Annotated in this window: 21 protein-coding genes; 10 read left to right on the forward strand and 11 right to left on the reverse strand. The window is 63.5% G+C overall.

Annotated elements, in window-relative coordinates; genetic code table 11:
• Positions 1–177 precede the first annotated feature (177 nt).
• Positions 178–834, forward strand: coding sequence for a hypothetical protein (locus GY937_06525; GenBank protein MCP5056367.1), 657 nt, complete (start codon positions 178–180; stop codon positions 832–834).
• Positions 835–1022: 188 nt separating this feature from the next.
• On the opposite strand, the gene GY937_06530 is transcribed toward GY937_06525, so the two are convergent.
• Positions 1023–2393 (reverse strand): ADP-ribosylglycohydrolase family protein, encoded by a 1371-nt coding sequence (locus tag GY937_06530; protein MCP5056368.1) that lies wholly within the window; start codon positions 2391–2393, stop codon positions 1023–1025.
• Between the two features lie 70 nt (positions 2394–2463).
• Positions 2464–3324 carry a metal-dependent hydrolase gene (locus GY937_06535; GenBank protein MCP5056369.1) on the reverse strand — a complete coding sequence of 287 codons (861 nt, stop codon included), beginning with the start codon at positions 3322–3324 and terminating at the stop codon, positions 2464–2466.
• 195 nt (positions 3325–3519) lie between these two features.
• Between GY937_06535 and GY937_06540 the strand changes: the two genes are divergently transcribed.
• The gene (locus GY937_06540) at positions 3520–3996 is read left to right on the forward strand and encodes a YbhB/YbcL family Raf kinase inhibitor-like protein (protein MCP5056370.1); all 477 of its coding nucleotides are present in this window, start codon (positions 3520–3522) and stop codon (positions 3994–3996) included.
• Between the two features lie 34 nt (positions 3997–4030).
• On the opposite strand, the gene GY937_06545 is transcribed toward GY937_06540, so the two are convergent.
• Positions 4031–5590, reverse strand: a complete 1560-nt coding sequence (locus GY937_06545; GenBank protein ID MCP5056371.1) for an acetyl-CoA acetyltransferase — start codon at positions 5588–5590, stop codon at positions 4031–4033.
• Positions 5591–5599: 9 nt separating this feature from the next.
• The gene (locus GY937_06550; GenBank protein ID MCP5056372.1) at positions 5600–6244 is read right to left on the reverse strand and encodes a TetR/AcrR family transcriptional regulator; all 645 of its coding nucleotides are present in this window, start codon (positions 6242–6244) and stop codon (positions 5600–5602) included.
• Between the two features lie 129 nt (positions 6245–6373).
• Between GY937_06550 and GY937_06555 the strand changes: the two genes are divergently transcribed.
• The 3 genes from GY937_06555 to GY937_06565 all read left to right on the forward strand — a co-directional run bounded on the left by GY937_06555 (position 6374) and on the right by GY937_06565 (position 8211).
• The gene (locus tag GY937_06555; GenBank protein ID MCP5056373.1) at positions 6374–7048 is read left to right on the forward strand and encodes a sterol desaturase family protein; all 675 of its coding nucleotides are present in this window, start codon (positions 6374–6376) and stop codon (positions 7046–7048) included.
• A 135-nt stretch (positions 7049–7183) separates the two neighbouring features.
• Entirely contained in the window at positions 7184–8053 is an 870-nt protein-coding gene (locus GY937_06560) for an aldo/keto reductase (GenBank protein MCP5056374.1), read from the forward strand.
• A complete protein-coding gene (locus GY937_06565) occupies positions 8053–8211 on the forward strand; it encodes a hypothetical protein (GenBank protein MCP5056375.1) in 159 nt (52 codons plus the stop codon). The genes GY937_06560 and GY937_06565 overlap by 1 nt, the downstream gene beginning before the upstream one ends.
• Before the next feature lie 75 nt (positions 8212–8286).
• Here the strand turns inward: GY937_06565 and GY937_06570 are convergent, their stop codons facing one another.
• Complete coding sequence (locus GY937_06570) at positions 8287–8943, reverse strand: glutathione S-transferase family protein (GenBank protein ID MCP5056376.1); 657 nt, start codon at positions 8941–8943, stop codon at positions 8287–8289.
• A 213-nt stretch (positions 8944–9156) separates the two neighbouring features.
• On the opposite strand from GY937_06570, the gene GY937_06575 reads away from it, so the two are divergent.
• From GY937_06575 to GY937_06595, 5 genes are all read left to right on the forward strand, one after another.
• Complete coding sequence (locus tag GY937_06575) at positions 9157–10542, forward strand: aspartate aminotransferase family protein (protein ID MCP5056377.1); 1386 nt, start codon at positions 9157–9159, stop codon at positions 10540–10542.
• Positions 10542–11219 carry a TetR/AcrR family transcriptional regulator gene (locus tag GY937_06580; GenBank protein MCP5056378.1) on the forward strand — a complete coding sequence of 226 codons (678 nt, stop codon included), beginning with the start codon at positions 10542–10544 and terminating at the stop codon, positions 11217–11219. The genes GY937_06575 and GY937_06580 overlap by 1 nt, the downstream gene beginning before the upstream one ends.
• 166 nt (positions 11220–11385) lie before the next feature.
• On the forward strand, positions 11386–12021 hold the full coding sequence (locus GY937_06585; GenBank protein ID MCP5056379.1) for a hypothetical protein: 636 nt from the start codon (positions 11386–11388) through the stop codon (positions 12019–12021).
• Positions 12022–12082: 61 nt separating this feature from the next.
• The gene (locus GY937_06590; protein ID MCP5056380.1) at positions 12083–13036 is read left to right on the forward strand and encodes a hypothetical protein; all 954 of its coding nucleotides are present in this window, start codon (positions 12083–12085) and stop codon (positions 13034–13036) included.
• 99 nt (positions 13037–13135) lie between these two features.
• The gene (locus GY937_06595) at positions 13136–14224 is read left to right on the forward strand and encodes a glutathione S-transferase family protein (GenBank protein MCP5056381.1); all 1089 of its coding nucleotides are present in this window, start codon (positions 13136–13138) and stop codon (positions 14222–14224) included.
• 27 nt (positions 14225–14251) lie between these two features.
• On the opposite strand, the gene GY937_06600 is transcribed toward GY937_06595, so the two are convergent.
• The 6 genes from GY937_06600 to GY937_06625 are packed head-to-tail and all read right to left on the reverse strand — an operon-like array spanning position 14252 to position 23142.
• Entirely contained in the window at positions 14252–14917 is a 666-nt protein-coding gene (locus GY937_06600) for a hypothetical protein (protein MCP5056382.1), read from the reverse strand.
• Between the two features lie 16 nt (positions 14918–14933).
• Positions 14934–17894 (reverse strand): molybdopterin-dependent oxidoreductase, encoded by a 2961-nt coding sequence (locus GY937_06605; GenBank protein ID MCP5056383.1) that lies wholly within the window; start codon positions 17892–17894, stop codon positions 14934–14936.
• The gene (locus tag GY937_06610) at positions 17891–20791 is read right to left on the reverse strand and encodes a molybdopterin-dependent oxidoreductase (GenBank protein MCP5056384.1); all 2901 of its coding nucleotides are present in this window, start codon (positions 20789–20791) and stop codon (positions 17891–17893) included. The genes GY937_06605 and GY937_06610 overlap by 4 nt, the downstream gene beginning before the upstream one ends.
• Positions 20776–21777: a respiratory nitrate reductase subunit beta gene (locus GY937_06615; GenBank protein MCP5056385.1), complete on the reverse strand. Its 1002-nt coding sequence runs from the start codon at positions 21775–21777 to the stop codon at positions 20776–20778. Before GY937_06615 ends, GY937_06610 begins: the two co-directional genes overlap by 16 nt.
• Before the next feature lie 30 nt (positions 21778–21807).
• Complete coding sequence (locus GY937_06620; protein MCP5056386.1) at positions 21808–22479, reverse strand: hypothetical protein; 672 nt, start codon at positions 22477–22479, stop codon at positions 21808–21810.
• A 15-nt stretch (positions 22480–22494) separates the two neighbouring features.
• Positions 22495–23142, reverse strand: a complete 648-nt coding sequence (locus GY937_06625; protein MCP5056387.1) for a TetR/AcrR family transcriptional regulator — start codon at positions 23140–23142, stop codon at positions 22495–22497.
• Positions 23143–23201 lie beyond the last annotated feature (59 nt).

Here is a 23201-nt window from a genome sequence, read left to right on the forward strand (position 1 = left end):
CCGGTCGAGCCGGGAGGGCGTTCGCCCTGGGTCAAGGACCTTTCGACCCGGAAGATCTGAATCGGAATCCGGAACGGCGGGCTGCGTCGCCCCCCGGCCAAATGATCAGATTTCTACGCTTCTGAGTGAGCGTCTACAAACTACGTGACTGCACTGATGAGGTTCGAGGAGACATCGGTGCCTGGCGCGGCGCGAGAGCTTGCCGTTCTCGATGATCGCGTCGCAGATCTCCTCGACAGTCTCGAGCGCACCGCTGCTTTGTCACAAAGCCAGGCAGATCAGCTGCGACATGCGGCTGCGAGCTATGCCCAGGCATTCGACGAAGAATTCGGCTGTTCCCATGACACGTTCCGACTCATCGGCCAGGACAATATTCGTCGCTATCGCCCCATTGAGCGCCTTCGAATCCGCATCCACGAGAAAGATGAGCCCTTCGACATCCTTGCTCGGGTCCTCGCGGGCCGGTCTGTCTCATGCGCGATGGCGATCAGCACCCCGCCCGGCAGCGTGTTTCCATTCATCGATGCGCTTCATGATGCGACGGAAGACTGGGCCGCCGCCATCGAGTTCGTCGAAGAAGATGACGCAACCCTTGCCGCGGCCATCCGGTTCGGACAGGTCGACCGCGTTCGCTTCGCGGCGCCGGATCGGGTTCCCGAACTCGTACAGCAAGCAGCGGCGGAAGTCGGATCGTTTCTGGCGACCGAGCCCCCCCTTGGCGTGGGCCGAATCGAACTCCTCCACGTCGTGCGCGAACAGAGCTTGTGCATCGACTACCACCGCTATGGAAACCTGGGCGTGCGAGCTGCGGAGAGGCGCGATTTCTTGGACTGACGGATCGCGGCTCTCGAATCTTGCGCTCGAATGGCGTTCGGATCGGAGTTCTTGGAACTCGAGTTCCTTCGAATCGCGCTTGGCTCGGGGTCGCGACTCGCCAGAGATCGATCCGACACGATGCAACCTATCAGATGCGACGATTCAGTGTTCTTCTTGCTGTCGATGTCCGGGAATCGGGCTGTGCGCTATCCAATTCTCCGAGCGTATTCGTCGACACGTTTCCAGACCGTGAGATGACGCTCTGCGAGATCAGTGAGCGTCGTATCCGAAAAACCGATCATCGCCGGTTTGACGAGATCATTGAGTGGCGCTGCGAATGACTCGTCGAATGCGCTTCGGCCCGCGGCCGCACCGACGATCGACCCGACCGTCGCACCATTGCAGTCCGTATCGAGCCCCGCCATCACTGCGATCGTCGTGCTGATGCGTGAATCCATCTGCCCGTAGAAGAGCGAAAGAACGCAGATCAGCGCATTGTTGATCGTATGCACCGGGCTCATCCCGGGGTAGCGCGCCTCGAGGCGCTCCATGCACGCCTCCCAATCCGAACACGTTTCGATCCACGTGAGACACTGCCGAACACCCTCGGCGAGCCGGCACTCCGCCGGGATCTGAGAGAGCCCGATATCGACGAGCTTCTGCGAATCGTCTTCTACGAATGCGGCCGCTTGCATTGCCGCGCAGAACATCTCGCCGTAGATGCCATTGCGGGTGTGGGTCCAGTGGGCGTCCCGCCAGGCGAACTCGGCTGCGAGCCCCGGCTTTCCCGCACATGCCCAGGCCCAGCCATCCGAGCGAATCTGGGCACCGATCCACTCCCGGTAGGGGTTCCGGTGCATGCGGGTCACTTCCGGAGTGGTATTGATCCGATTGTGAGCCAGGCGTGCCGAGCCGTTCCAGAAGTTCAAGACGGCTTGGGTCTCAGCAGTACAGATCGCCATGAACGGAATGCGCGCGGTCCAACATGTGGCGACGTCATGCCAGCGAAATTCCGGGCCGTATTGTTCGAGCACAGCGAGGCCGACCAGCGAGTAGTGGATGTCATCATCCGGCTCCATGAAGGCGATATTCTCGCGGGTCGAGAGTTTGCACAGCGCCTGCACTTCTCCCGAACGCTCTGGGATGTAGTCCTGCAGCGGCCAGGCGTCCGCGCCTTGCAGATAGGACTTGATGGCCTTTCGGCCACCCTGCATCCCCATCAGTTCCACCGGCTTGCCGGATGCGCAACCACAACAACGTCCCGTCCATGCGCCGTGCAATCGATCGCGCAAGGCTGCTTCGCTCATCACCCACGGGAGGATCTCGATCGGATCGCTCGGCCGCAGGCTGCGAATGGCTTCGAGATCGTTGGGCTCCCGCGCCTCGAGTTCCGGGTCGGCCGAAAGAGCCAGGAGCTCATCGTAGAGAGGGTCGATGGCCTCCGAATTCCAGGCGTCTTCGATGGGATCGAGCGCATCGATTCGGGCCAGGAGGTCATCCCCGATCGAGCACCCCTCGTCGATGCGCTGCTTCCTTTCTTCCAACAACAATCCGAGATCCGAAGCCCAGCCCGCCATTCGTTCTCCTCTCTAGGAGCCGAACGATAGGTGCCCATGGGTCGCCCCGTCCATGGCGGAAGAGAAGAGGCTAGCCCGCAGCACTGACGTCGGGGTTCCGATACCACCCTCGCAGATACGGCTCGTCGTTCTCGTTCCACGGATGAAAGCCCGGACGGAAGTACTTGCCGATCATTCGCAACTGAGGGCCGGCGATCTTTCGGTTGAGTTCACGCGCGCTCTTTCGCATGTCTTCGCTGACCGGTTGGGGATCTTCCCGCGACATGCGAACGACGAGCCGGTTGAGCGGGACCGCCAACAGCGCGATGGCCGCGACAGCCGACAGCACCCGCAGCCAATACCCTCCCCCTACCTCGCGAAAGAGGTCGAAGGCTACGGCCTTGTGCTCGAGCTCCTCGGCAGCGTGCCAGCGCCAGAACCGGAGCGCCTCGGGGTGCATGCTCTCCGCGACCACAGGCTCAGAAAATACCGTGTGCGCGCCAACGGCCGTCAGGTGCTCCAGAAAGACGGTCACTCCCAACCTCATCTTCTTCGGCAGGAACTTCTCCATCCGCGCGACGGTCCGTCTGGCATACGCGGTCTCGCGCGCAACGTCCACACCGAACCGAGCAAGCGATGCGTTGAACTCATTGTGGGCCCTGGTGTGCAGTCCTTCCTGTTGAACGAAGGCTTCGATCAGCGCCTTCTGCGCGGGATCCTTGGCACGGTCCTGGTAGTTCCGGACCGACCGAATGAAGAATGCTTCTCCGGGGGGGATCAGAAACGAAAAAGCGTTCTCCATATGGGTGATGATCGCGTTGTCGGCGAACCAGTACTTCGGGATCGCGTCGAGATCGCGAAAGTCGAAACGACGGGGTTCCACGACAACTCCAGCCGGAACCGAGAACGGAGCGGCCGCTCGAGAGCTGGCAGTTCGAGTCGATAGATTCATGATCGCGTCTCCTGCCGGGCGCGCCCTGGAATGTACACCATGGGAGATCCGATTTCGTTGTCCGCACGCCATACCCCCTACCCTCTCTGGCTGATCCGCTGATCCGCTGATCCGGATAGAGCATGGCGTGCTTGTGCTGAAGCGGAAATCGGTGCAGGCTCCCAACCGCGGACGACTACAAGAGAGGAGAAGCCCATGAAATTCGCACTTTCAGACCTGCAGCTATCGAGTTCGGCCTTCAAAGAGGGAGGACCCATTCCGACGAGGCACAGCGGGGAGGGGGACGACACTTCCCCGGCGCTCGATTGGAGCACCGTTCCCGACGGAACCCGTTCGTTCGCAGTGATCTGTCACGATCCCGATGCGCCGGTCGTCTCGTCCGGAGGCTACGGATTCGTCCATTGGGTGCTCTACAACATTCCGGGCACGGCGACGAGCCTGCCGGAGGGCGTAGCTGAGCATGCGACAGGGCCAACGGACTTCGGCAAGCCGGGCTATGGCGGTCCGATGCCCCCGGAGGGCCACGGGACGCACCGCTACTTCTTCTGGCTGCTTGCGCTCAGCCGCGAACCCGATCTCGAGGCGGGCCTCACGCTGCGGGAGTTGCTCGACACGATCGAGCCGGATGTGCTCGGGATGAATCGTCTGATGGGCACCTACGAGCGCGCGTAGGGCCTCCGCTCGCTGATCCCAGCGCCGAAACTCGCTAGGCGGGTTCGAACTGTTGAAGTCCCGCCACGTCCTTGAGGATTCCGGGGCGGCCCACCTGCTCGCTGGAGACGAAGGCCTCCAGAAGTCCTCGATCGGTGGGTGTGTTGGCCAGGAAGCGAGCGCCCCCTTCGGCGGCACCGAGCACGATGCCCCGTTCCGGCGAACCATCCTTGCCGTACACCACGGTGTAGGCTTCGACGACGGCATCGCCTTGTACATCGGGCACCACCGGGCGCGGGGTACAGTCCTGCTCTGCAGAGGGCAGATCGTCGCAGAGGCCGCGCGTGGGCACACTTCCCGTCTTGGGTGAGGACGCCCAGAGACTCGCCGCATGCTTGGTCAGATACCAGCCATTGCCCGTCACCAGGCCGATCGTGTCACTCCCGCCGCGAATACGCTCGGCCATGGTCGCCAGCGAGTGAAGTGTGTAGGCGCTGGCAGGCCCGCCCGCGTAGGGCAGTCCGCCCGTCACGGTGAATCCGCGCGGATCGTCTTCACTCAATCCCAGCTGGCGAATGGCCGTCTCGACCGCGACCGGGAAACAGCTGTAGAAATCGATCAGATCGACGTCTGAGATCTGAATACCCGCGTTTTGAAGCGCACTCTGAGAGGCGTCCAGCATGGCAGGACAGCTGGCGAAATCGGGCCGTTCGCTGGAATTCCATGCCTTCTCGACGGCCTCCGCCCCGCCCCACCAGTAGACCAGCTTTTCTCGCGGAACACCGGCCTCCAGAGCCGCGCTCTCGGACATGATCAGTAGCGCGGCTGCCTGATCGGTGTTCAAGATCGCGTTCAGATACTTCGGATAGGGAAACGCGATCATGCGATTCTTCGCCGTCGGAGTCGTGAGTTCGGCAGCATCCCGGAACGTGGGAAACCAGGCATGCGGATTTGCGGCTGCGACCTTCGAGAAGGCGCTGAACAGCTCTCCCATTTTCTGGGCGTGCTCGCTCAGACTGAGTCCACGGCGCGCACGCAGTGCATTTTCGAAGATCGGATAGATATCTGGCGGCGTCTCCATGCCGTATTGGCGCTCGAGATCCGTGTTTCCTGGACGAACTTCGCCGATGCATTCGGGTGCTGGGCCGCCTCCCTTCACCCAGCCGAGATCCCGCTTGATGGCGATCGCCCGACGAAGCGTGCGCAGATTGTTGCAGCCCGCGAGCAGTCCGATCTTCGTCTCGCCGCGCGTGATTCGTTCCGCCAGCTGGTTGGCAGCCGTGACGCCGATCTGGCCACCGAGTTCGGTCGTGAACTCGGCACTGGGCTTCGCGCCGATCACGTCACTGAGCAGACGAGCCGGATTCGTTGCGCGCCAACCGGCCACGCTCACGACGGCGACGGTATCGAGACCGGCGAGGGTCGCGTCAGTGATCTCCGCGTCCTGCGCAGCCTGACGCGTCACCTGCTCGAGCATCTTCAACGGTTCGAGAGCGTCACCCAGTTCGGCGTCGCGCTGAACCAGCTGACCAACACCGACGATTACGGGGCGCTTGGATGCAGCCAGGGACTTCTCCGTGATGGAATTCATGTCGAGCGTCGCAGAGACGTTCAACAGCGTGCGTCAGCCTTCCTCGTCTCGAAGTTCGTCGATCAGCACGCGCTTCAGGATATCGAGATCACGCGCCAACGAGTCGGCCGGATCGCCCGAGAGAAGCAGCAGGCTGCCGAGCCCGGAGAGCGTTGCGAGGGCGTATCGGGCGGTGAGAACGAGGTGCCGACGCGAAACCGTCGTGTCGAAGAAGATCTCACGCCAGACTTCGTTCCACGCCTTGGCCATGATGGCCGACCAGGTCGGTGCTTCCTCGATGTCTTCCCGAGCGCGAAAGTACAGCAGGATTTCGTGCGTGGTCTGGTAGTCGGTGCTCGAGTAGTGCTCCCAGGCCCGGTCGACGAAGAGCGACACCCGCTTTTCGAGCGGGCCCTCTCGCGGAACGCTCTCGACTCGCTCCACGAAGCGGTTGAAGGAGTCCTCGAGGACGGCCCTCAGCATGCCGTCCTTGCCCCCAAAGTGGTGCTGGACCGCACCCCAGGTGACGCCGGCCCGGCGCGCAATCTCGGCCGCGGTCGTCCGCGTGAAACCCACCTCTACAACGCTCTCGCTCACCGCCTGGAGGATCGCGGCGCGCGTTTCGGCCCGGCGCTCGGCGTGCGGGCGGGGCCTGGCGGGCGGGGCAGGCAGCTTGATACGGCGCGGTGAGTCACCCACCTGGAAAGACTAGGTGGATTTTACATTGCACACAATATGCAAAATGAATTAGGCTTTCGCTCACACTCGCTGAAGCCGAGGGAGCACGATCCCGTCCCTCGGCGCCCCGCTCAACCCAAGGAGATCGACATGGGAATCTTCATCATCATCCTCCTGGGATACACGGCCTCCTATCTGACCTTCCGGGGGCTGAAGCTCGCCTTCAATTCGCCGGCCATGAAGGACGCCATCATCAGCGAGGACCCCGAGCGAGGCGTCGACGGCGCCGCGTTGCAGCGCTCGGTCAAGCTCAACTCCGCAGTTTCGGTGGGGTTCATGTTCACATGCGCGTTCTTCTTCTCCGACTATCTCATGTACACAGGCGATGTCGCGCTCTGGCGCATCCCCCTGGAGATCGTCGGGGTCGTGATCATCTACGACTTCATCTACTACGGCGTTCATCGCTACCCCTTCCACGAGTGGAAGATCCTCCGCGCCGTCCATGAAGTCCACCACCAGACGAGGCATCCGCGCGGGGTCGATAGTCTGCTCCTTCATCCGCTGGAGACCTGCCTCGGTCTCGGGGCGTTCCTCGTCTCCATTGCGTTGGTGGGTGGCGTCAGCGTCCCGAGCTTCGCGGTGGTCTTCATTGGCTACACCGTGCTGAACGTGGTCAACCACGCAGGGCTGAACTTCCAGCACTTTCCCCTGCGGACCATGGGGTGGTTGGCGGTGAAGCACGACAAGCACCACCGCAGAGATCTCGCGGGCAACTACGCCTTCCTCACCACGATTCCGGACACCCTCTTCGGTACGGCGGAGTAGCGGATCCGCGGAGTGTCACGAGGGCTGACCCCTTGAAGCCGATGGCAGTGGGTGCGCGAAGGGCCGTATGATGAGGGACCCCTCCCGACGAGGAGTGGGTAGAGGTCCGGGTTGGGCGAGACGTGGGAGGAAACCGTGGGATTCGAAAGAGCGACGCTGGGACGCACGGGACTCTCGGTGACCCGTCTCGGGGTCGCCGCAAGCTACGGCACCGACGAGGCCATGCTCGAGGAGGCCGTCGAGCGGGGCGTCAACTACCTCTGGTGGGGCGCGTTGCGCACGAAAGCGATGGCCCGGGGGATTCGGGCCGTTGCGCGCAAGGGTCGAGAGGATCTCGTCATCGTCATGCATGCCGTCACGCGCAAGCCGGCTTCGATCTCGAACGGCGTCGAAGATGCACTTCGTCAGCTCGGGCTGGAGTACCTCGACGTGCTGCTCCTCGGAAACCACACGAAGGCGCCAGCCCCCGAGCTGGTGGAGCAGGCCATGAAGCTCCGGGAGCAAGGGAAGCTCCGCTTTCTGGCCCTCTCCACACATCGACGCACGCTGATTCCCGAGCTCGAAAAGGATGGTCACCCGATCGACATCTATCACCTGCGCTACAACGCGGCCCATCGGGGAGCCGAGACGGAGGTCTTCGACCACCTGCCCGACGAAGGGGGGCCGGGGATCGTCAGCTTCACGAGCAACCGCTGGGGAAGCCTGATGGATCCCGGGCGGATGCCGCCGGGGGAGGCCCCTCCAACCGCCGCAGACTGCTGCCGCTTCGTCCTCTCCCACCCCCGAGTCCACCTCACGTGCTGTGGGCCCGCGAACATGGAGGAACTCAGGCAGAACCTCGACTGCCTCGAGAAGGGTCCGATGAGTGACGAGGAGCTGGAGCGCATGCACCGTATCGGCCGTCACGTGTATGAGAGCGGTGCTCCCTGGCGGGCCCAGCTCGGGTCCATTGCCCGTTTGCTGGCGCGACGTCTCCGAGGCCGAGGAAGCACCCCTGCGTCCTGATGCGCGGTGCGGCCTGGCCGCCGGGTGGGAGTCCGAATCAGCTGAAGTACGTCGGTGAACTCGTCGAAGGCGTCGGGTTCGTCCCACGAGCCGTGGAGATCAACCGCCTTCTGGCACGTTACCTGGGAACGACCTCACGCCGCTGCGCAACCGCCTGAGACTCCGGCGCCGGTAGCGACTCTGGGAGTCTGTCGTGCCACGGTGTACCGGCCCAGCATTCTGCGCCAGGTACGTTATTTCCCTCCCATGGCCTTGAGTCCGGCCTGTTCTTCCTCGATCAGTGCCTTGAAGCTGGGCCGCCCATGCACGCGTTCGACCCAGGCGGCGAGGCTCGGCCAGCGGCCCGCGTCCACGTCGCCTTTACCGTGGCGGAGGTTCACGACCTGAGATCCGACGGCGATGTCGGCGATCGAGAACGTGTTTCCCACCAGGTAGTCTTGTTCTACGAGTTCTGCTTCGAGGTAGTCGAAGAGCGGCGGCAGGATCTCGTCGCGGGCGTGATCGACTGTTTCCTGGTCGGTCTCGCGTTCGAACATGAGGGGCGCGAGCAGGTTCTCGCGGAAGAACGCACCGGCACCCGCGCTGATGGGTTCATCGGCCAACTCCTCGTACCAGATCGCGCGCGCCAGGTCATAGGCATCACCCGGGTAGAGAGCCGGGGTCGGTGCAATGGCCTCGAGGTAGGCGCAGATGGCCGACGAGTCCGGGATCACCTTGTCGCCGTCCTCGAGCAGCGGGATCTTCTTGAGCGGATGCTTGGCCACGTACTCGGCGGGCAGACCGAAGGGCATCACGGGTTCGTGTTCGTAGGCGAGGCCCTTCTCGGCCAACGCCACGCGCACTTTGCGCACGAAGGGGGACAGATTGACTCCGGATAGCTTGAGATTCATGCGGGGGCTCCTCGCCAGATCGGGTTTTCGGGTGCTGGCAGGATGGTAGGTCCGGGGCAGCCGGTTGCAGCCGCGCCGTCGGATGATTTGCGGGTGGGTGTCTTCTCGTGATATTGTTTATCAATCGTTTGATGGAAGCACTGAATCGGTACGAACCAGGAGGAAGCCGCCGTGGGAGCGTTGAAACGCGATGGGCAGACCCGTGATCAGGTCATGGCCAGTCTCGAAGAACTGACCGAGGGTGACGTCGATTGGCACAGCGGACGCGTCCTCACCGGCCTCTACGATCCCGGAGAGGAGGCCTACCGGCTCACCGCCGAGGCCTACACCCGCTTCCTCACCCAGAACGCGCTCTACATCAACATGTACCCGAGTGCGGGGCACCTGGAACGGGACGTCGTCCGATCCGTCGCCGATCTGCTCCAGGGCGATGCGGAGGTCGTGGGCAACATGACGAGCGGCGGTACCGAGAGCATCCTGCTCGCGGTCAAGACGGCCCGGGATCACGCGCGAGTGCATCGCCCGGAAATCGTGGATCCGGAAATCGTTCTCCCGGTGACAGCTCACCCTGCCTTTCACAAGGCCGCCCACTACCTGGGGCTGCGCGCCGTCATGACACCGGTTCATCGCGAGGACTTCCGCGCCGACGCGCAGGCGTTCCAGGCTGCGCTCGGGCCGAACACCATCCTCGGAGTTGGCTCGGCACCGAACTTCTCCCATGGCACGATCGATCCCATTGTCGAGATGGCGGCCGAGGCCAGTGCGCGCGGAATCCTGTTTCACGTCGATGCCTGCGTAGGCGGGATCTACCTTTCGTTCATGCGCCGCCTCGGCGAAGTCTCGCACGCCTTCGATTTCTCCATTGAGGGCGTAACGAGCATCTCCGCTGACATGCACAAATACGGCTACGCGCCGAAGAACGCTTCAGTGCTCCTCTATCGGAACCGGGAGCTGCGCAAGCATGCCCTCTTCGTCTGTAGTGGCACGACCGAATACGCCGTCATCAACCCCACCGTTCTGAGCAGCAAATCGACGGGGCCGATCGCGGCTTCGTGGGCCGTGATGCGCCATCTCGGGGAAAAGGGTTACGAGCAGATCGTACGAGAGAGCTGGGATGCCACACGTGCGCTCCTCGACGGCATCGAAGAGATCGATGGGATCGAGGCCCTTGCCGTTCCCGATATGTGCATGTTCACTTTGGGCTCCGAAGAGATCAACATCTTCGAGCTCGATGACGAAATGCAAGCACGAGGTTGGGCCCTGCTTCCCCAGTTCGCGTGCGGCGGAGGCCCCGCCAACCTCCACGTGAGCGTGACGAGCTCGAATGTGCCCCATATCGATCAGCTGCTTCAGGACCTTCGCCAAGCGGTGGCGACCCTCCGCGAGCGCGGCCCCGGCTTCGATCGGGCGGCCATGGCGGAGAAGGTCAACGCCATCAAGGATCAGCCCCTCGAGCAGATCTTCGTGCAGCTCGCGGGCCTGGCAGGCCTCACCGGCGACGGGCTGCCGAAGCAGATGGCGCGGATGAACTCCCTGCTCGATCTCCTCCCAGTGGAAAAGCGCGACGCGCTCATCAACACATTCGTGAACGCGAGCTGATGGGGAGGCCCAGGGATCCCGCCTCCCGTGAACGCATTCTCGCGGTAGCGGCCCGGTTGTTTGCGGAACGCGGATTCGAGGGGACGACGACGCGGGCGATCGCCGCGGAGGTCGGAGCCAACATCGCCACCGTCCACTACCACGTCGGCTGCAAGGCCGATCTTTTCCGCCTCGTGCTCGAAGACTTCTATCGGGAGGAGATGGAGGTTCTCAAGGAACAGCTCCAGGTGCTCGAGGAGCCGGAGATCATCGAGGTCGGACAGGTCGTCCATGTCCTGAAAGGCATGGCCAACGCGATGATCGACCTGATGGTCCTTCGCCCCGAGCGACCACGACTCTACCTGCGACGTTGGCTCGATCCCGCGGACGAGATCCGATCCCTCGAGATCAGGACTTCCCTGGAGATCCATGCTCCCCTACGCGCCCTCCTCGAAGATGCCCAGAAGAAGGGCATCGTGGATCCGGCTCTTCCGGCGACGACATTTCTGCGAAGCTTCATGTGGATGATCTTCGGCTACTTCGCCACGGGCCCGATCGATTGGGAACGTTGGTTCTCGGATCCTCTGGAGCCTTCGCACCTGGAAGATCTGCGCCTGCTCGTCGAGCACTTCATCCAACACAGCCTCGAGCAACCGTGGCCGACCCCCTTCACTCGAGACCGCGCAGGAAGCGAATGACCGCGGCCCGATCCAGGAAACGTCGGCGACTTGACCACCGCTCTGGTTCGAACCCCCTGTCGAGCTGCGAACCCCGGCGAAGTGGCATCATCAAGGCTAACAACTCTGCCGTGCGGATCGATTGACGTAGAACCAGACACATCGCCCGCGAACTCCGGAGGATCTCATGCCGACCGAATTTGCTAGTCAAGCCCTCGATCGGTTGCGCGATGGCAGCCATTTCGAGTGGTACGTGATTCCGATTCTCGTCCTCGTGTTCTACGTCTACTCCGTCGAGGTCGAGCGCCGGAACTGGAACGTCCTCTTCGCGGGGCTCGCGTTCTGGGGGATGGATTGGTTCAACGAGATCTGGAACGGGCTCGTCTTCCACTTCACGCAATTCGCGCCCATGTGGGCCACCCCCGGCGACAGCGCCTTCGTGATCTTGATCGGCCTCAACATCGAGATCTGCCTGATGTTCGCGATCATGGGAATCTACGGCGCAAAGCTGCTGCCGAAAGACAAGTCGGTCAAGATCCTCGGTATTCCCAATCGGCTCTTCCTGGCAGCCGTGAATTCATTTCTCTGCGTGGTCGTCGAGATCTTCCTGAACGCCGTCGATGCATTGACGTGGGATTGGAGTGGGTGGAGTGCGCACAGCCCCATTCCCATATTCTTGTTTGGCTACCTGCATTTCTACCTCATCGCCTATTGGGTTCACGATATGCGAGACGTCCGCCGACAGGCCAAGACCGTCGGCGCGATCTTCGCGTTCGACGCTCTCTGCCTCCTGGTATTCGGAGCCTGGCTGGGCTGGATTTGATTCCGCGGTCAGCAGGAGCGACATCGCGACCATCGCACCACGTTCGGAAAGGGAATCGGAGATGATCGAAGAACGTGATGAGTGGCTGCACGAGGTCGGGCCCGACCCCGCCTGGCAGGAAAGCTTCTACTTCAACTGGGCAGATCCCGAGCACCGGAGTTTCACACTCGCGCGCACCGGATACCGCTTCCATGCCCGCAAAACCGACGGCCTGGCGATCTCGTTGAGGGACGGCAAACTGGAGCTCTTCTACGGGCCCTCCGATCTCGATCACGAAGGAGATTGTCGCGAAGAGGATCCGGGCCGAGGCATGCGAGCCGGTGATCTCGTCGTCACGATGCTCGAGCCGTTGCGAAGCTGGCGGCTGCAGATCGAAGGAGAGCGGGGAATGGACGTGATCTTCGAAGCTCACACCCCCGCCTTCGACTACGGTGCCCATGGGGCGAAGCTGGCCCGGACGATGACCGGCGCACACTTCGAGCAGTCGGGGCGCGTGACGGGCTGGACGCATTTCGGTTCGGAACGCCACGAGATCAATGCTCTCGGCCAGCGCGACAAGTCATGGGGTGTACGCAATTGGGAGCAACTGGAGGGCTGGGAATGGCTCGCGGGGCAGATCGGTCCCGATTGGAGCTTCAACCTCATGCAGACGATTGAAAACGGTGAGCGGCTCGACAATGGTTTCGTGTTCCGGGACGGTGCCAACCATCCGATCGAGCGTGCCCGCATCCAGTACTCGTGGGGCCGCCGGGAACATCAGACGCGACGAGCCGAGATCGAGCTGATCGAATCGAGCGGTCGGACCCACCGCCTTCACGCTGAAGCCCTGGGTGCCTTTCCGATCCTGCGCGATCAGGTCTGGATCGAGGAGACCCACGTGGCGTACACGCTCCACGCGGAGGGAGAAGAGCGGCGCGGCCAGGGTGTGGTGGAACACGTCTGGCGCGCGACACGGGGACAGATCATTGCCCGTGGCGGCAGGCTGGCGAAGATCCTTCCCGCATTGCGTCGATGAGGTGTCCAGGTGAACCGCACACGTTCCCGGGGGTAGCGTCTCTCTTCACCGCCTTACCTGACTTGTGGCAGACTGGGTCGGCACAGCGAGAGGGAAGCCATGATTCGCGTCTTCGGCTCACGGATCTCCTACTACACGGGCAAACTCGAGACGTATCTCCGCTTCCGGTCGCTCGAGTACCAACTCCTTCCGACGGTCGGGAATGAACCCGAACTTCTCGCCGGGGCTGGTGTAGTCCAGATGCCCGTCCTCCAACTCGAGGACGGGCGCTGGCTCTCGGATTCGACACCCGTGCTGGCGTGGTTCGAAACCCAACAGGAAGCGCCATCGATCTACCCGAGTGACCCGGCGATGCGTTTCATCGCCCTCCTATTGGAGGACTACGCGGACGAATGGCTCTGGCGTCCTGCGATGCACTATCGCTGGAGCTACGTCCAGGATCACCAGTACGCGAGCGGCGTGCTGGCCGACGAACTCACCACCCACATGTGGTGGCTCCCGCGCTTTCTCAGGCGCTCGATGATCACGCGACGGCAGTACGGTGGGTTCGTCAAAGGCGACGGTGTCGATGGTTCTACACGGGCTCACGTGGAGCAGGCCTACCTGACCGCGCTCGACCAGCTCGAAGCCATCTTCGCCCAGCGGTCGTTCGTGCTCGGCCACGCGCCGACGATCGCCGACTTTGCGCTCATGGGACCGATGTTCCGGCACTTCGGGCAAGACCCGACGCCAGAAGAGATCATGCGAACCCGGGCGCCGCGCGTCTACGAATGGGTGGCACGTATGTGGAACCTCCGCGCCACGGCGAACACACCCGAACTCCTCGAGAAAGCCGACGCGCCACTCGCCGCGTTTCTCGTGGAAGCCTGCGAAACCCACCTTGTGCAACTTCGTGAGAACGCCATCGCCTACGGACAAGGGTTGAAACACTACGACCAGGAGATCCAGGGCTGTCGCTACACCCGCCTCCCGACATCGCGTTACCGGGTCTGGTGCCTCGAGGAACTCTCGAGAGCGTGGCGCGCGCTCGATGACGACGCCCGCCGGGAGCTTCGAGTTCTGCTCCCGGAACCAAACGCTGCAGTGCTCTGGGACGAAACGGTCCCCGCGAAATCCGGATACGATCCCGAGCATCGCGCACCGTTCAACCGCGCGATTAACGTTTTCGGTACGGGCGTGCCGGGCTGAAGCGGGACTCGCCGCCTCCCGATCCCGTCAGGCCTCTGCGGCGACTCGTCCGATTTGTTGGGCCTCGGCCCCCAGGAACGCCGTGAGCCTGGCGACGAGTTCGCGGAAGAAGGGCATCGGCTCCTCCTTCGCGAGGCGTTTCTGAAGCTCGGGGACCCAGCGTCCAGGGTGCCGTTCGACGAAATCACGCTCCGCCTTCTGCCACGGTCCCGGATCGGTGCCCGCATCGAGCGCCTCCGCCTCGCGGAAGGCGAGGAAGTGGAGGAACTCGAGCTGGGTGGTGAGATGGTCCGGAAGTTCGCGGGGCGCTTCTGACAGAGTCAGGCCGAAGAAGTTGTAGAAGCGCAGCGCCTCTTCCATCGTCTTCATCCGATTCCCGAAATACAGACCGCCGTGAAGGGGGCAAGGAGGAGCCCCGGCTCCCACATCGAAGAGCCGCGTGAATTCCACGGGGAGGTCGTCTTCGCCGCCCACATCACGCAGGGCCTGCCAGTCCGCCACTTCGTCCACGGCCGGATCCAGGACGAGCAAGGCGTCTCGCAGTTGCGTTGCGAGCGAGCCCGAGCTGATCGCGTCGTGCTGCTCGCCATCCGGATACTCGAGCATTCGGGCAAACACGCTGTAGGCGAGGCTGCGCGCAACCGCATGCTTCACCTCGGCGGTCTCGGCCGTCTTCAGGCTCTCGTCGGTCATGCAGGCACTCCTCGCTTCACGAATGCACCGACGCCTTGGACGGCGGCAGCGTACTTATCTCTTTCCCGGCGGGAAGCCGCTCCACCTCAACGGGCGCTCCGCGTGGCGCGTGACTTGGAGAACCGTAGAACATCCGATAGTGGATGTGCCCGTATCCCCCTGCCATGTGGATCGGCTTCCAGGGAGCCTCGACCGGTTCCTGTTGGCCTTTCCAGCCCTTGAACTGATGGGGTTCCCAGGCGTGGTAGATGATCACCTCGCCCGGCTGCACCCCGGGCGCCACCTTGGCGTTGGCCTCGAAGGCGCCTGCATCATTGAACACCCGCACCCCGTCACTGTCGGCGATTCCGCGCGGCTCGCAATCCGTGGGACTCAGGAAGCAGACCGGCTCCCCTCGCTGGAGGCGCAGCATCAACTCGTGATCCCGCCAGATCGCGTGAATGCTCCAGCGGGTATGGCCCCCGTTGATGCGCAGCGGGTAGGGGCTTCCCGCACTCGGCGGATCCTTGTGAACGGGCAGGTGCTCACCGGCCTCCATGTACCAGGGGTGATCCAGATAGAACTGCTGGCGCCCGGTCAGCGTAGGCCAGGCCACCTTGTCCTCGACGAACCAGCGGTGGGGCCAGTGGGTGTCCTTCGGGTCGAAGTCGCTGCTCGTCGCATAGATCGGTGTGGGCCGTGCGGGCCCGGTGATCGGGACCGCGCCCAGACGTAGTGCCTCCTTCGCACGGACGCCTCCGACGCTCGGGCTCGCCTTGAAGATATCGTCCATCAGCTTGATCGGATCTTCGGGATCATGGGGATCGTAGTGCCGATCGGTGGTGTAGACCTCGTAGGCCTGGGTGAGATCGTGAGGACGATCGTGGAGTCCACGGACGCTCTTCACCCCGCGTTCGGTCGCACGGGCAGCCACGCGCTCGGAAAGAAGACCAAAGATCTCCCACTCAGACTTGGCTTCGCCCTCGGGCTCGGTGGCCTTGTCGGAGACCACGATGTAGGGCAGATACGTCTGGGCGTACTTGATGCCATGCTTCTCATAGTAAGCGGCTGCAGGCAGCACATAGTCGGCGAAGCGAGCGGTCGTGCTCATCCTGAAGTTCACGGCCACCGTGAGATCGAGCTTCGGCCACAGATGTTTGAGCGCATGCTGCGGCGCAGGCCAGCGCCGCAACGGGTTCGAGCCGGTGAAGATCAGCGCGCGCGGCTCCCGGTCCTCCGGCGGATGGATCCGGGTCCAGCCCTGGTCGATCGACTGGCGCACGTAGTCGTCGAAGGGCCGGGGCAGCGCGGGGTCGGCGAGATCCGGGCGCGACCACATCTCGCGGTAGCCGCCGTGGACGTAGAGGAACGGCATCAGCGGAGTATTGGGTGCCTTCTCGCTGTACTCGGTGAAGATGTCCTCGTAGTCACGCGGGGTGAGTCCACGAATGGCTTTCGGCAGGATCTTCACGATGTCCAGGATTCCCGGAGGCGCCCCGCCCATGCGATCGAGTCCATCCAGGCCCCACCAAGCCGCCACCCGCAGGCCGCCGCCGGGCTTTCCCTGGTTTCCCGTGAGCGCCATGAGCAGGATCATCGCCCGCTGGAAGAGATCGCTGTGGTGATGCTTGCAGGCACCCCACGATGCGAAGATCATCGCGGTCGGAGCATCTGCCAGATCTCGCGCGAAGCGTTGGATCAACGCGGGCGGGAGCCCGGTGATCTCGGCCGCTTTGTCCGGCGTGTATTCGGCCAACCGTTCTCGAAGTTGCTCGAAGACCGGCCGCACCTCCACCTCTTGTCCATCAGCCAGGCGAACCTTGAAGCTCCCTGCCAGCGCCGGACGCAACTTGCCGAGCGCCAGCGAGCGCCCTCCTTCCCCGTCGCCGGCACAACCCGGAGCCACGGCCAGTTTGCCCTTGGCTTCGTCCCAGACGTAGAAGCGGCTGTCGTCGCCACCCTTCTCGAGGTCCGCGTGACGCAGGAAGCGCCCATCGTCCCGCCGAATGAGCAACGGGAGATCCGTCTGCTCACGTACGTACTCCTCGTTGTATCGGTCCTCCGCAACGATGACCTGCGCCGCCGCGAGGCCGAGCGCAGCATCCGTCTCGGGCTTCGGGTTGATCCACAGGTCCGCGTGCACACTGGTCGCGTTGTAGTCCGGCGCGATCACCACGAGCTTGGCGCCCTTGTAGCGCGCCTCGTGCATGAAGTGGATCTCGGGGATACGCGTGTAGGCCGGGTTCCCCACCCAGACCACGATGTAGTCGGAGCGGAACCAATCGTCCGAGGTTCCCTCGCAGTTGTACATTCCCCAGGTCTGCACCGCGCCCATGGGCATGTCACCCACACCGGACCAGGAGTCCAGAATCGTGGCACCGACCGCCTCGGTGAAGCGAATCTCACCGGCAGTCTCCGGGCCGTAGCCCGCGTTGGTGGTGCCGTGGTCGTAGATGATCGACTCGGTGCCCTGGTCGATCGCCGCATCGATCAACTTGTCCGAAATCTCGTCCAGGGCCTGATCCCAGGAGATCCGTTTCCACTTGCCCTGCCCGCGCGGCCCGACCCGTTTGAGCGGATGGACCACGCGGGAACTGGCCAGTTGCAGATCCGTGTAGCAGGCGCCCTTCTGGCAACCGCGGGGATTGCCGTCGGGCACGTCGTCGCGCGGCGCCTCATAGACAGCATGCTGCTCCTCGCGCCACGCAATTCCGTCCTTGACGAACACATCCCACGAGCACGCGGCGATGCAGTTGGCCCGAGTATGGGTCCCCTTGGCAACGCGGTCCCAGGTCCAACGCTCGCGCCAGACATCGGTGTAGTCGCCGTACTGAACGACATCGACGGGCGACCTCGGCTCGGGCGCAGGGCCCATCGGTAGTTCGCTGCCCTCTCGCTGACGCAAATGACAAAGGCCAAGACCCACGGCTGCCGCGCCGACTCCGGTCCCCACCATGAACTTCCGCCTCGACATCCCTCGGGAAACTGCATCACTCATAGGGTCTCGACCTCCACGCGCGTGTCGCGATCGGTGTGGCTCGGCTGCAAGGCGATTACCATGGGGCGCAAGTGGTACTGCCCTCCGGCGAGTTCGACCGGGTTGAGCGGGCTCGGAATCAGATTCTGGAAGCCCTTGCCGTTCTTGAACTGGAAGTTCTCCCACGCGTGGTACACGATCAGCTGCCCCTTGCGGACGCCCGGTGTCACCTTCGCCATGATCTGGAACTCGTCGAGATCGTTGAAGACGCGAACCTGCACCCCGTCGCGAATCCCTCGATCCACCGCGTCTTCGGTACCGATGATGATCACCGGCTCGCCCCGCTGCTGCTGGAGCATCAGCTTGTCATCCCGCCAGCTCGAGTGGATGCTCCAACGGGCGTGGCCGCCGGTGAGCATCAGCGGGTAGTTCCCACCCGCCATCGGAGGATCCTTGTGCACCGGGAGTTCCTCGCCCATCTCGAGGTACAGCTCCTGGTCGAGGTAGAACTGCATGCGCCGTGAGAGCGTGAGATACGGCACCTTGTCGAATACGTGATCGGTCAGGGGCGTAATGGTGTCGTCAGCCGGGATCGACGTGGCGTTGCCGACGCTCCCAGGGCTCTTCCCGATTCCCTCGAAGCGCGCGAAACCCTTCTTCTTCAGCTCGGGCCATTTCAAGCCGCCGAGATTGGTGGCTTTGTCCAGCAGGTCCGCGCAGACCTCTTCGTCGTCGGTGGGGCCGAAGCGACCGCCCTGGGAGTACTTGTCGTAGAGGTTGTGGAGTGGCCTCTCGTCTCCCCGACGGTCGACGAAGCTCTCCGTTCCCCGGGCCTTCGCCCGCTCGTCGACGGCCTTGGCCAGGCGGGAGATGATCTCCCAATCGGACTTCGCCTCGTAGTAGGAAGTCGCCTTCTCGCCGGAGTGGATGTAGGGCATCAGCGGAGTCGCCCACTTGTGCTCGCTTCGCTCGTACCAGCCGGCCGCCGGAAGCACGTAGTCGGACTGGAGCGCGGTCGACGTCATGCGGAAATCGAGCGTCACGACCGTGTGTAGCTTCGGCCAGAGGTGCTCCAGGATTCGCGGGTAGCTCCGGATCCTGCGAAGCGGGTTGCTCCCCATGACCAACATCATCCTGGGATCGTTCCCGGGTTTCGGCCAGACGTACTGCCACTCCTTCTCCAGGGATTCCTCGAGCACCTCCCGCACCGGCCGCTTCAGGTAGGGATCCCACTGGTCGAACTTCTCGCTCGCACCGAGCAGGCCCCCGTGCACGTACCAGAACATCGCCCCCGAGGTCATTCTTCCTTCGGAGATCACGCTGCGGCTGTGCTCGTGGACGATCATCTCCTCGCTGTAGCCGTCGAGCTTCATGCGCGCCGTATCGACGACCATGCCCCCGATGATCTTGAGGGCCGTCGTGTTCATCATGTCCGAGAGCGAGAACATGTCGCGCACGAAGGGCTCGATGGAATCGTGATCGAGCCAGGGGAAGCCGACGAAGCCACTGCCCTTCTTGCCGTAGTTGCCCGTGAGTACGAAGACCAGGGCCTGCACGCGCTCCATCAGGTTGCCGTGGTAGTACTTCGCCATGTTGCTGGTGGTGACCATGGCCGCTGATTTTGCGTGTCCAAGCTGAAGGGCGAGCTTGCGGATGAGCGCAGGCGGCGTCCCGCAGATCTTCGAGGCGTCTTCCGGACGGAAGCCCGCGAGGCGCTCGCGAAACAGCGAGAAGACCGTCGAGACACCGACCCGACTGCCGTCCTTCAGCGTTACCTCGAAACGACCTTCCAGCTCCGGGTGGAGCCCATCGAGGCGCAGGCTCCTTCTCGGCGCAGCCACCGCTCCCCGCTCCCGGTCCCAGAGGTAGAGCTCTTCGTCGCTTCCGCTCTCCTCCAGATCGGCCGTGCGAAGCAGGCGGCGCGTATCATCACGCACGAGCATCGGGAAATCGGTCTGCTCGACCAGGAAGTCCCGGTCGATCAATTCTTCCTCGACGAGCACCTGGGCGACGGAGAGACCGAGCGCCGCGTCGGTGCCGGGTTCCACGGGTACGAAGAAATCGGAGTGGATCGACGAGGCGCTGTAGTCGGGTGCGATGCAGACGACGCGGGCGCCCTTGTAGCGCGCCTCCGTTAGGTAGTGGGCATTGGGAATCTGGGTGTAGAGAGGATTGCTCCCCCAGATCAGGATCAGATCCGAGTAGAAGTAGTCGTCGGCCGATCGCTCGAAGGAGATCTTCCCGAAGGTCTCGGCCGCACCCCGATGCCCGTCACCGATCTCGGTGTTCATGTCCAGGTTGGTGGAGTCCATCAACACCGAGAGACGCTGATGCCCCGCGGTCATCGTGCCCTCGGTATACAGGGGACCCAACTCCCAGATCACGCGGTCCGAGCCGTCTTGCTCGATCGTGTCGAGCATGGCGTCCGCCACCTCATCGGTGGCCTGCTCCCAGGAGATCCGCTTCCACCGGCCGGATCCGCGCGGCCCCACGCGCTTCAGTGGATGGCGAACCCGCCCGGGGTCGTACATGCGTTCGCTGAAGCAGGCCCCCTTCTGGCAGCCGCGGGGATTCGGGTCCGGCACGGAGGCGTTCGTCTGGGGATAGTCGGCCACCTGCTCTTCACGCCAGACCATTCCCTCCTTTACGTACACGTTCCAGGCGCAGTGGGCCTGGTACCAGCAGTTCACGAAGTGGCTGCTTCGGACCACCTTGTCCCAGCGCCAGCGTTCCTGGTAGACATCGCGCCAGTCGCCGTAGGGAGGCGGCGCCGGCGCACCGGGCGAACCGGCCGGGGCCGGGGCGTCGCCGGGTTTGAGGCAGCGAAGCCCCAGGGCGAGGCTCGCGGTACCCGCTGTACCGGCGATCAGGAACCGGCGCCGGCTGATGCCGGCCCGGTGTTTCAGCTCTTGACCCATTCGATCGTCGCCGGATCGCGATCGAAGCCGCCAAACATGTCCTTCCAGCGGTAGGCGATCAGCAGATCCATCAGCTCGGACTTCTCGCCCGCCCGGGTCTTCGCCATCTCCGATTTCATCAACGCGAGAACATCCAGAACCTTCGGGCCGAAGAGCGACACCAGGTATTCATCCGGAATTCGCGGCTTCGATTCGTCGACGTCACCCTTCTCATCGAAGCGAGGTGGTGCCAGAGGAGGCACGTAGAAGACGTTCGGATCCGTGCCGTACTCCGGATGCAGGGGAAGAGCAGCCTTCCACTTGTCGACGAGCTTCCAGATCGGGCCTTCCTCGTCGTCGCGATAGCCGACGAAGCGGACGCGACCCGGACACTGCCGAGCGCACGCATTGGCCACGCCCTGCTCGATGCGCGGAAAACAGAAGATGCACTTCTGGGAGACCTTCTCCGCGTGGTTGAAATAGATCTTCTTGTAAGGGCAGGCCTCCATGCAGAAGCGGTATCCGCGGCAGCGGTCCTCGTTGATCAGGACGACGCCGTCCTCCTGCCGCTTCTCGATCGCCTTGCGGGGGCAGGCTTCCAGGCAGGCGGGATGCGTACAGTGATTGCAGATCCGGGGCAGGTAGAAGTAGTAGGCGTTGGGGTATTCGCCCGCGCCCTGATCCTCATCCCAGTTCGGGCCCCAATCCGGCTCCTCGCCCTTCACCTGCAGGTGAACGGAATCGCCCTTGCCGCCGTGGAAGACCTCCTCGTGGTTGAACTCCCAGGCCTCACCGAAATCGCGTCGCGACGGAAGCTTTCCCGGCCGGGCTTTGCCGTCTTGAAAGCCCCCGCCCATCTGCTCCCAGTCTCGCGGTGTACCGCGACCCGGCATGGTATTGACCGTGTTCCACCACTGGTAGTCCATGCCCTCGTCGCGGGTCCAGAGCCGCTTGCAGGCGATCGTGCAGGTCTGGCAGCCGATGCACTTGTTCAGGTCCATCACCATTGCGAGTTGACGGTCGGGCTTGTCCATGACTTACCTCGTGGTCTCGGGAACGGCGTCGAGTTGGAGTTCCAGCCAAAGTGGTCCGGAGAAGGCCTTGATCCCGGCCCGCTCGCCTTGAGTCCCATCCCACACCGCAACGCCGAAACCCGTTTCGGTACCGGGCTCGAGCTGTGCGATGGGCTCCGGCGTATCGACGCGCAAGGCACGGGCGATCACCACCCGCCAACGTCCGTCCTTCCAGGCTCCCCGGCCCCGCACGAGTTCGACGTCAAGGGTGCGACTCGAGCCGAGGCCCTCGGCGACGACGTGCCGGGCGCCCTCGCCGTCGGCCCGCCAGTACCAGGCATTCACCGCCACGCCGGGAGCTCCCATCGTGATGATCGGAGCCTCTGGGCTGCTCGGCAGAACCACGGCCGCCCCGTCCGGAAACTCGTGATTGTCGCTGGGTTCCACGCCCCCGTTGGCTGCGCTCCATTCGAGGCGAAAGGCGAGAACCTGCCCATCGTGAACCGCTGCGACGGAAACCTGCTCGACGGAGCCGATCTTCCGACCCGCCCACGCTGCGCGGATGTGAGCGGTGAGCTGCATGCCGAGGGGTGTTCCCTCGAGCTTCAGCTCCTCGCCGCCCGCGCTCTTCCACGCGGTTGCGTCCGGATCGAGGAGCACCTCGAGTTCGGCGGAAGGGACGTGGTGGGCTCGCATGTCGAGTTCTCCTCGTCAGCGCGACGAATCCCCTCTCTTGGGGTTCCGTCGGGGAGTGCGTGGCTCGATCGCTTCACAGACGAACGCGGCGGCCTGGCAAATCCACTCTTCGAGCGGAAACTCCGGGTCGTTCATCCAGTGCCCGAGCGCCACGTTCAACGCGCCAAGGGCCATCTCGGCCAGGAAGGTCGCCTCGAGATCCGTGCGCACCTCGCCGGCGGCCTGCCCCTCGCGGATCACCACGGCGAAGGGCTCGTGGACCGCGGATAGATAGGGAGCATCCTCTCCGGGGCGCGTGCGGCCCCGCATGAGTTCGAGCAGGACCTCCCGCGCGAGGCCACGGGCTTCGGAAACATCCGTGGCCACGGCCCCGGCGAAGCCCTGGATGCGCTCGGAGGCCGAGACGGGGCGCTTGAGCTGCTGATCGACGAGGGTCAGGAGGTGCTCGGAGACCTCGCTCGTCATCTCGGCGAGGACGGCGGACTTGTTGTCGAAGTGGTTGAAGAAGGTGGCCGGCGCGACATCCGCCGTCTCGGCGATCTGCGCCACGGTCGTCGCGTCGTAGCCGTTCTTCAGGAAGAGCTGGCGCGCCGTCTCGTAGATATGGAGACGCAACTGGCGCTTCTTTCGCTCGCGGCGTCCTTCACTGGCGGTTTCCGACACGATTGCCCCTGCACCATCGAGACAATCACAATCTTAGATGACGATCCAAGTTTAATGCA

The organism is bacterium (genome assembly GCA_024228115.1).
Taxonomy (GTDB): Bacteria; Myxococcota_A; UBA9160; order UBA9160; family UBA6930.